Source organism: Chryseobacterium sp. GTID13, from assembly GCF_056172655.1.
Map to the genome: position 1 here is coordinate 1 of NZ_JAOCMB010000001.1, position 8,462 is coordinate 8,462.

At 38.0% G+C, this 8,462-nt stretch carries 7 protein-coding genes; 4 read left to right on the top strand and 3 right to left on the bottom strand.

All coding sequences use genetic code 11. The features are described 5' to 3' along the window. The 4 genes from N4G44_RS00005 to N4G44_RS00020 form a co-directional block, all read left to right on the top strand. Positions 1–1,871: SusC/RagA family TonB-linked outer membrane protein (locus N4G44_RS00005; protein ID WP_474924042.1), on the top strand; the 1,871-nt coding region annotated here is incomplete at its 5' end. Between the two features lie 17 nt (positions 1,872–1,888). Next, positions 1,889–2,281 (top strand): hypothetical protein, encoded by a 393-nt coding sequence (locus tag N4G44_RS00010; RefSeq protein ID WP_474924043.1) that lies wholly within the window; start codon positions 1,889–1,891, stop codon positions 2,279–2,281. Between the two features lie 4 nt (positions 2,282–2,285). Beyond that, positions 2,286–3,677, top strand: coding sequence for a RagB/SusD family nutrient uptake outer membrane protein (locus N4G44_RS00015; RefSeq protein WP_474924045.1), 1,392 nt, complete (start codon positions 2,286–2,288; stop codon positions 3,675–3,677). After that, positions 3,664–6,162, top strand: coding sequence for an alpha/beta hydrolase family protein (locus N4G44_RS00020; protein WP_474924046.1), 2,499 nt, complete (start codon positions 3,664–3,666; stop codon positions 6,160–6,162). Before N4G44_RS00015 ends, N4G44_RS00020 begins: the two co-directional genes overlap by 14 nt. A 14-nt stretch (positions 6,163–6,176) precedes the next feature. Here the strand turns inward: N4G44_RS00020 and N4G44_RS00025 are convergent, their stop codons facing one another. The 3 genes from N4G44_RS00025 to N4G44_RS00035 all read right to left on the bottom strand — a co-directional run bounded on the left by N4G44_RS00025 (position 6,177) and on the right by N4G44_RS00035 (position 8,397). Continuing rightward, positions 6,177–6,434: a DUF6520 family protein gene (locus N4G44_RS00025; RefSeq protein ID WP_474924048.1), complete on the bottom strand. Its 258-nt coding sequence runs from the start codon at positions 6,432–6,434 to the stop codon at positions 6,177–6,179. A 29-nt stretch (positions 6,435–6,463) separates the two neighbouring features. Then, positions 6,464–7,966: a DoxX family protein gene (locus tag N4G44_RS00030; RefSeq protein ID WP_474924049.1), complete on the bottom strand. Its 1,503-nt coding sequence runs from the start codon at positions 7,964–7,966 to the stop codon at positions 6,464–6,466. Positions 7,967–8,103: 137 nt separating this feature from the next. Then, on the bottom strand, positions 8,104–8,397 hold the full coding sequence (locus N4G44_RS00035) for a helix-turn-helix domain-containing protein (RefSeq protein ID WP_474924051.1): 294 nt from the start codon (positions 8,395–8,397) through the stop codon (positions 8,104–8,106). Positions 8,398–8,462 lie beyond the last annotated feature (65 nt).

Here is an 8,462-nt window from a genome sequence, read left to right on the forward strand (position 1 = left end):
CTACCGCAATATATGGTTCGCGTGGCTCCAATGGCGTTGTACTGATTACGACCAAAAAAGGTAAAAAGGGTAAGACCACTTATCAGTATACATCCAGCTTTTCACTGGGATCAACCATGTCAAAATTAAAGCTGATGAATACAGAGCAGTACCTTGCTATGAGGCGTGAGGCATTTGCTAATGACGGGATCAGTAAGTATCCTGCGGATGCCTATGATGTCAATGGAACCTGGGATCAAAACCGTTATACCGACTGGCAAAAGGTATTAACCGGTAAAACTGCAACAACGGTAAATCATCAATTTAGTTTCAATGGCGGTGGTGAACAGACACAATTTTTAGTAAGCTTAGGCTATTATGAAGAATCGACCGTATTTCCCGGGGATTTTAGGTTAAAGAAATTATCGGGTCTGGTTAATTTAAATCATCAATCGGAAGATAAGAAATTTCGCCTTGCTTACACTGGGATATTTAATCTGGCAGATAACTTTCTGCCAGCTCAGGATTTGTTTTCTAAGGCAAAAACACTATCTCCCAATGCGCCTTCACTTTATAAGGAAGACGGGAACCTGAATTGGGAAAATAACACTTTTACCAACCCGCTTGCTCAGCTTAATAGTTTTTATAAAAGTAAAACTGTAATGATGAATCACAGCATGATGCTTGATTATGCATTGACAGAAGACCTGAAAGTTGTTTTAAACGCTGGCGTTTCAACTCAAAACTCGATTGAAAATAGAATTAACCCATCAACCACATTCAACCCAAGTTTTAATTATGGTAGTGAACGCTCTTCTGTTAATCGCTTCGATCAAAATCTATTAAATTATATTATAGAACCCCGTTTGGAATGGACTAAAAAACTAAATAATCATAGCCTGATTTTTTTGCTGGGAACAACTTTTCAAAAACGGACATCCAATAGTATTTATACACAGGCATCTAATTTTCCCAGCAATGCGCTATTAGATGATCTGTCCGCTGCTAATGTTAAGTCCATAACAAGTCAGCCTGTTATCAATTATGCTTACCAATCTTTTTACGGCAGATTCAATTACCAATATCTTTCAAAATATTTATTGAACGTTACATTAAGAAGGGATGGCTCCAGCCGATTTGGTTTAAATAAACGTTATGGCAACTTTGGTGCTGTGGGAGCCGGATGGATATTTTCAAAAGAAAACTTTCTGAAAAGTCAATCATGGCTAAGCTTTGGAAAACTCAGGGGCAGTTATGGGATTACCGGTAGCGATCTTATCGGGGATTACCAGTACCTGAATAACTATATCACCACTTCCGCGCAGTATAACCAAACATCAGGACTAACACCCGCAAGGCTTTACAATCCTGATTTCAGTTGGGAATCTAACAAGAAACTGGAACTGGCACTGGAAGCCAGCTTCTTTCGTCAGAGATTGGATTTTTCAGTGGCATGGTTCCGGAACCGTTCGGCAGATCAGCTGGTGGGGGTACCACTTCCTGGTACTACAGGTTTCCCTTCCATTCTTGCCAACCTGCCTGCTGAGGTAGAAAATAAAGGATTGGAACTACAAATTGGCGGAACTTTAATCAATAAATCAAACTTTAAATGGAGAGCAGATTTTAATGTCACGTTTCCCAAAAATACACTGCTGTCATTCCCTGGCTTGGAAGGCTCAACCTATTCTAATACTTATGTAGTTGGACAATCGACTTCTATTGTAAAGCTTTTTGAATATACAGGTATCAACCCAACATCCGGAGTGTATACTTTTAGGGATGTTGACGGAAACGGAACGCTTAATGTTAAAGATCGTGCTGTTATAAAAGATTTATCGGTTGAGTATTTTGGGGGATTAATAATTCTCTTCAATACAAAAATTTCAGTTTAGATTTTCTTTTTCAGTTTGTGAAACAAAGTAGTGCCAATAGTTTAAGCCAGAGTTTTTTACCGGGAATAATGGGCAATCAACCTGTGGAATTTTTAGATCACTACTCGCCTGGCTCTTCCAGTGGACAATATCAATTGTATTCAGCGGGCTATAATAGTGCGGCGGTAACAGCCTTCAATAATTATACACAAAGTGATCAGGCAGTAAGTGATGGTTCTTTTTTAAGGTTGAAACAAATTACGCTTTCATACGCTCTTAAATTATCGGATAAAATGAATCTTAAGGTTTTTACTACAGGGCAGAATTTATGGACATGGACAAACTATTTCGGGGCCGATCCCGAAACAAAAGTTTCAAGCTTTCTGCCACCGTTAAAATCTTATACTCTAGGCTTTCAATTAAATTTTTAAAGACATGGAAACAATTAAAATATCTATATACAAGTTTAAATTTATTATCTACAGCTTTCTTGTATTTGCTTTCGTTAGCTGTGATCAGTTTTTGGATGTTGGCGATCCAAATTCGCAATTAACAGCAGATGCTGTTTTTCAGGATAAGAAAACCTGTGAAGCCGCACTCATGAATATTTATGTAAGCACACGGGATACCGGATTTTTAACAGGGAGTAATTCAGGACTAAGTATTCTATTGGGACTTTATACAGATGAGCTAAATTTTTACGCCAATAACCTGCCCTCTCACCGGGAGTTTTATTTAAATACCGTCAACCCGCAGAATCAGAACGTTCTTGATCTTTGGAATACTGCGTATGCTACGATCTATAAGATCAATTCTTTTCTTGAAGGGGTTGAAAAATCTACCGCTCTTGAAGCAAGCTTTAAAGCTAATGTTAGGGCGGAAGCATTAACCCTAAGAGGAATTATTTACTACTACCTCTATAATCTTTTTGGAGAAGTGCCCTATATTACGGGAACTGATTACAGCCAAAACCAAAGACCTTCAAAAGATAAAATTCCGGTGATCATTTCAAAGATTGAAGCGGATTTTCTAAGTGCGCATGATGCCTTTGTAAATTCTGGCATCTCCAATCCTAAGACAAGGATCAATATTTACAGCCTTAAAGCGTTCATGGCAAGATTTTATCTTACTAACAAAGACTGGTTTAAAGCGCAGCAATATTCCAGCGATGTTATTTTAAGTAGCGGTGCTCAACTGGAAAATAATCCGGCTAATGAGTTTAACAAATCCAGCACGTCTTCGCTATGGCAGTTTTCTCCCAATACAGCAACCGGTAATTCACTGGAAGCTACCGCCTTTGTCATCAACACAACACCTCCCGCATTTGTAAGCTTTTCCCCTTTAATGGTAAACAGTTTTGAGAGTGGTGATAACCGCAAAACCAGTTGGATCAAAACAGTTACCAGTGGCGCGGGTGTCTGGTACCAGCCCTATAAATACAAAGTGCTCAATCCGGCACCGCAAACGGTAGAAAATAGTATCGTACTAAGGCTCTCAGAGCAGTACCTGATAAGGGCGGAAGCCTATACTAACCTGAATGAACCCAACCTTGCCGAAGCAGATTTAAACAAAGTGCGCGTTCGCGCTGGTTTAACAGCCCTTTCAGGATCATCGGTAGCTGATCTTCGGGTGAAGATCAAAGCCGAACGGGTACATGAGTTATTTACAGAATTTGGCAACCGATTCTTTGACTTGAAAAGAACCGGAGCATTAAGCAAGTTAATGAGCCAAAAACCTAACTGGAAACCCTATCATGAGTTACTACCGATACCTGAAAAAGAAATCATCTTAAACCCTAATCTATTACCCCAAAATGAAGGATATTAAATTTTTGCGCCTCTTTAGCTTTTTGCTATTTATCTGCGGATATGGCCAAAACGCTGCCCTTAAAAATGATAGCGCGTTTAAATATGACGGATGGTACGACGTGAATTTTGTAACTACGAATAGTAATAAAAGCTGGTTTGTGTATTCTAAATATTTTGGAGAAGGAAAGTCTCAGATGATTTTAAAAAGCAGGTTGAATGGCAATTCCTTTGAAGTGGATAATGTCAAATTTGAGTTTTATGGAAATGATTATTTTGTTTCCATGTCAGATGCAAGGAAAATAACTATTTACGATCTACCAACCCTTGAAAGGACCAGTCTTGATGGATTTGGTAATTTTTATGTAATACCCGGTAAAGGAATGTTATTGGAGCAGGCTGGTAAAGAACCGGGAAACTCCCGTTTTAGTTTATGGGATTTTAAAAGTGGGAAAACCAAATCAATTACAAAAAGCCTAGCTAGGTATAAATGGGATCATGAAAAACTTCGGTTAACATTATTCTTTGCTGAAGGTATTGAGTTCTTTGATTTTAAAAACTCATTGAATTACAAGCTGGATTTACCGGAAAAACATTTTGTTGATCTGTGGTGGACAGATAATAATTACATTGATGTATTGTACACTGAAAACTCACAGTACTATTTAAAAAGAGTTCAGTTAGCTATAAAAAAACAGCAGCCTGCCGTTCCTATATCACTACCTGGTTTGACCGCTGATAAAATTAAAATTGCTCAATCTTTTGGGGATGAAATAGTCTTTGAAGTCGCTTCTGTAAACAAGAATGAAAAGCTGGCTGCAACAGATGTTGAAGTCTGGGGAACAGGTGATAATCATATATATCCTATTAAGAAATCGAGGGATGCTCGTCTTTCAGAAAAAGAATTAATTCTCTTAAAGTATAGTTCAGGAAATATTATTAATAAGTATAAAATTGGATTCCTGGATTATAAGTTTCTTGATAACGGCAAATTCCTGTTAATTAATAAAGAGAAACATCGAGATTATCGATTTCGTAATCACAAAATTGATATTAGCCTTCTAAACTTACACACAGGCATTGAAACATCACTTTTGAAAAATTTCATTGATGACAGTTGGTCGATATCCCCGGATAAATCGCAAATCGCTTTTTTTCAGGATAATAACTGGTGGCTAATAGATTTAAAAAACCAACAACAATTTAATCTTACCCAACATTTGCCAGCATTATTTGCAGAGGATAATTTTTTTGTTAACGAACCTTTTAAAAAGTGGTTATGGGGTACGGGTAATAAGGCTTATATCACAGACAAGCAATCTGTTTGGCAGGTCGATTTATCTTCAAAAAAGCTAAATAAACTGCTTAAGAAAGAAAATTTAAAATCATTCTATTCGATTCTTGATTTTGAGAAAATTATAAATCCTAAGAGCATCGTTATTAAGGAAACTACACCGGATGATCATATTATTATTTATCATTTGAGTAGTGCAAGATTAAAGAAGCTTTACAGTACATCCAATGCCATTAATGAATACCCTTTAATGAGGGGTAACAATATTTATTTTAGAGAAGAAAATTATAATGAGCCCCCGAAATTGGTCAGCCTGGATCTAAAAGGCAGCTCAGAAACCCTGATTACTTCAAATCCCGATTACCATCATTATACATGGAGCAAAAGAGAAAGGCTACAGTATTTATCGGCTACCGGTAAAGAGACCCTAACCGGGTTTTTATATTACCCGGTGGATTATACCGCCGGTAAGCGGTATCCGATGATCGTGCGTATTTACCAGAAGCAATCTGAAAAGGCTAAAGTATTTGAGCTACCTTCAGATAGAACACAAGGCGGTTTTAATATAAGTTTCCTTACCCGTCATAATTATTTTGTATTTCTGCCTGACATTGAAACAGAGCCTAACAGCCCCGGAGCTTCCGCTCTGAAATGTGTAGAAAATGCTGTGAAAAAAGTCTTGGAAAAGGAAGTTATAGATGAAGGGAATATAGGACTAATAGGTGCTTCTTTTGGTGGTTATGAAACTAATTATATCGTGTCTCATTCCAACCTTTTTAAAGCTGCTATCAGCGGTACAGGCATGTCAGACCTGACAAGTTGGTATTTTTCGATTTGGTATTTTGACATACCTACATTTTGGCGGTTTGAAGACCAGCAATCCAAAATGACCATGCCGTATTTTGGAAATCCACAACTATATTTATCGCAATCGCCTTTGCTTGCTGCCGATAAGATTAATACGCCGTTATTGATATGGGCCGGAAAAGAAGACACCAATGTAAACATGCAACAGAGCATGTCTTTATATCTCGCATTGAGAATTTTGAATAAGCCTGCCGTCATGTTGCTTTATCCTAAAGAGGGGCATGCACTTGTGAAAAAGGAAAATCGTTTGGATTTAGCCCAGCGGATTTTAGATTGGTTTGATCATTACCTGAAAGGACATACCAAACCCTGGATTGAAAAGAAATTAAAAAAGGACGGCAGTTAAGCCGTCCTTACTTTTTAGGGTTTGTATAAAACAACATCACAAGCCGTACCGGCTTCATTCATTGCAAATAGATCTACTCCGGGGGAAAGACTGTGTTGACAGAAGGTCGCAGTTGGGGTCTCTGTACAAGTCTCCGTCACCGGGGAACAATCAACTCCAGGGATATCTATTCTGTACGGCTCTGGATCGGCTGCTGTTTTAACCGATTGAGTGGTGAAAGCTGACACTACAGCTACTACAAATAGTGCAGCGGGAATCATTACTTTTTTCATAATTTACTATTTAAAATTTACGCCTACTCTTAAGGTTTTCGGCTTCCCCTGTTTTTGAACTGTTTTAAAACCGTCTGCGCAAAACGGTAACGAACCAGTTCATTTCCGGAAATAATGTATAGATATTGATCTGTTGTGAGTATTTGTGATAAACTGTTTTTTTGCCTGTTATTAATGTAGAAGCTACCAATGTACTCCTGCTGGTCAGTTTTGTATATGTCGATAATGGAGCCTCGTTGCCAGTTGGAACGGGATTCATATTTACCCATTAAGCCCGATTCATTAAATAATAAATTACGGAAAGCAACCATATTTTTGTTTACCCTTTTTGGAGGTGCCAACATTTTTGTTGTTCCGTCAGATGTTGTTTTTACGCTTACCTGCGCCTGGGTCGTTGTATCAATGGTGTGAAGACTTCTTATTAGTTGTAGGGAATCATCCATTACTAATACCTGGTTGCGATAATAATAGATGTAAATAAGCTTTTGCATTACTTCATCAAAAAGCAGCTTACCGTCCATATCAAATACACCATCTTTTTGCTTACTTAACCGGTTCTCGAATAATTGTACACTAACCTTACTCCGGGGATCAATAATGCCCAACACCTGCGAGTTGGTTTTGCTGCTGGTGGCACGAAAGCCGTAGCGATGATCATCTAACATCACCAATTGAGAAAAGTACGCTTGCTTATAACTGATCGTCTTTGCCTGTTGCGTGTGCAGGTCTCCCTGGTAAATAATGGGCACAGTACCATCATACAGGTAGACAAAGGGATAGTTTACTTTTGCGAGCAGTGATTTGAAAGGATGATCTTTATTATCGAGGGTAATTTGAATCATCTTCCTGCTGTTCAAAGCAGTGTCGATTTCTGTTATATATAAAGGGGTGGTATAATTACCCAGATATATCTTGTCTTTATAAGCTCCGGCAAAATAAAAAGAGTTTACACCAAGATTGATCCTTTTATCTTCTATTACCGGGTGCTGAAGGAAACGGCGTGTAAAATTGTTCTCTTTTTTAATCGTGTGCTCTGAACTGATAAATAGTCCGATAACGATCAAACAGCTTATTATAGAAATAGAAGAAGTATACAGCACAGGTTTTATCCGGTAACCATGTTTTTGTTTTTCAAGCAGGAAGGTTCCCCAAAGGGCCAGCAGAATGCAGGCTATATTAAAAACCAGGTGCTGCGTCCATCCCAGTTTTTCGAGAATCCCACCGCAGGAACAGGGAACAAAATCACTGTAATTAAGGATAAGGTAAATATAAATCGTAAATCCTACCATTAATCCTAATGAAGCGTATAAGCCGGATAAGCGGGCCGTGGATATACACAGCATAATGGCTACTATCAATTCTACAATAATGACCGTATAGGAAATAAATCCCGCATAGGCGCTCAATAGCGGAGATTGTGCCAGCTGCACCTGGAAGTTTTCAAATTCCATTAATTTACTGATGGAAGCGTAAAAAAACAGCAGTACAAAAAAGTAACTGATCAGTGTTGGTATTAAGGAGGCTTTTTTCATCGCAGGGCTTGTTTGATCTGATCGTAAAGCTCTAGCTATTGGCTGTAAAAAAGATGGCAAATAGTAACAAAAACATCCTAAATAGTATCTTTTTTATCGCAAATAGTAGCGAAAACATCGCTAAAAGTAACTGCCAGCTAAAGGTGTCTTAGAAACCTTGGAATAGCCTTTAGATTAATATCATACATTTTAAAGATCCTGTGCATGTTTTTGTAATCTGAAAATCGGTTATTGTAGGCAATTTCTTTCAAGTTCAAATCGGTAAACAATAAGTCATCCAGCACATCAAGCATTTTGATTTTTATATAGAAATTATAGAAGGTTGATCCAAAATATTGCCGGCAATCCTTTTGAAAATGTTGATAGGGCTTGTTGAACTTCAGAACCAAACTACGAAGTGGGATTTTTTCATTCCGGCAGTACTGCTTCAAGCATTTTATTCAGGTATTCAGGTACTATGGTATTGTCGCTTATAAGTACCGACGGAATTTCCAGG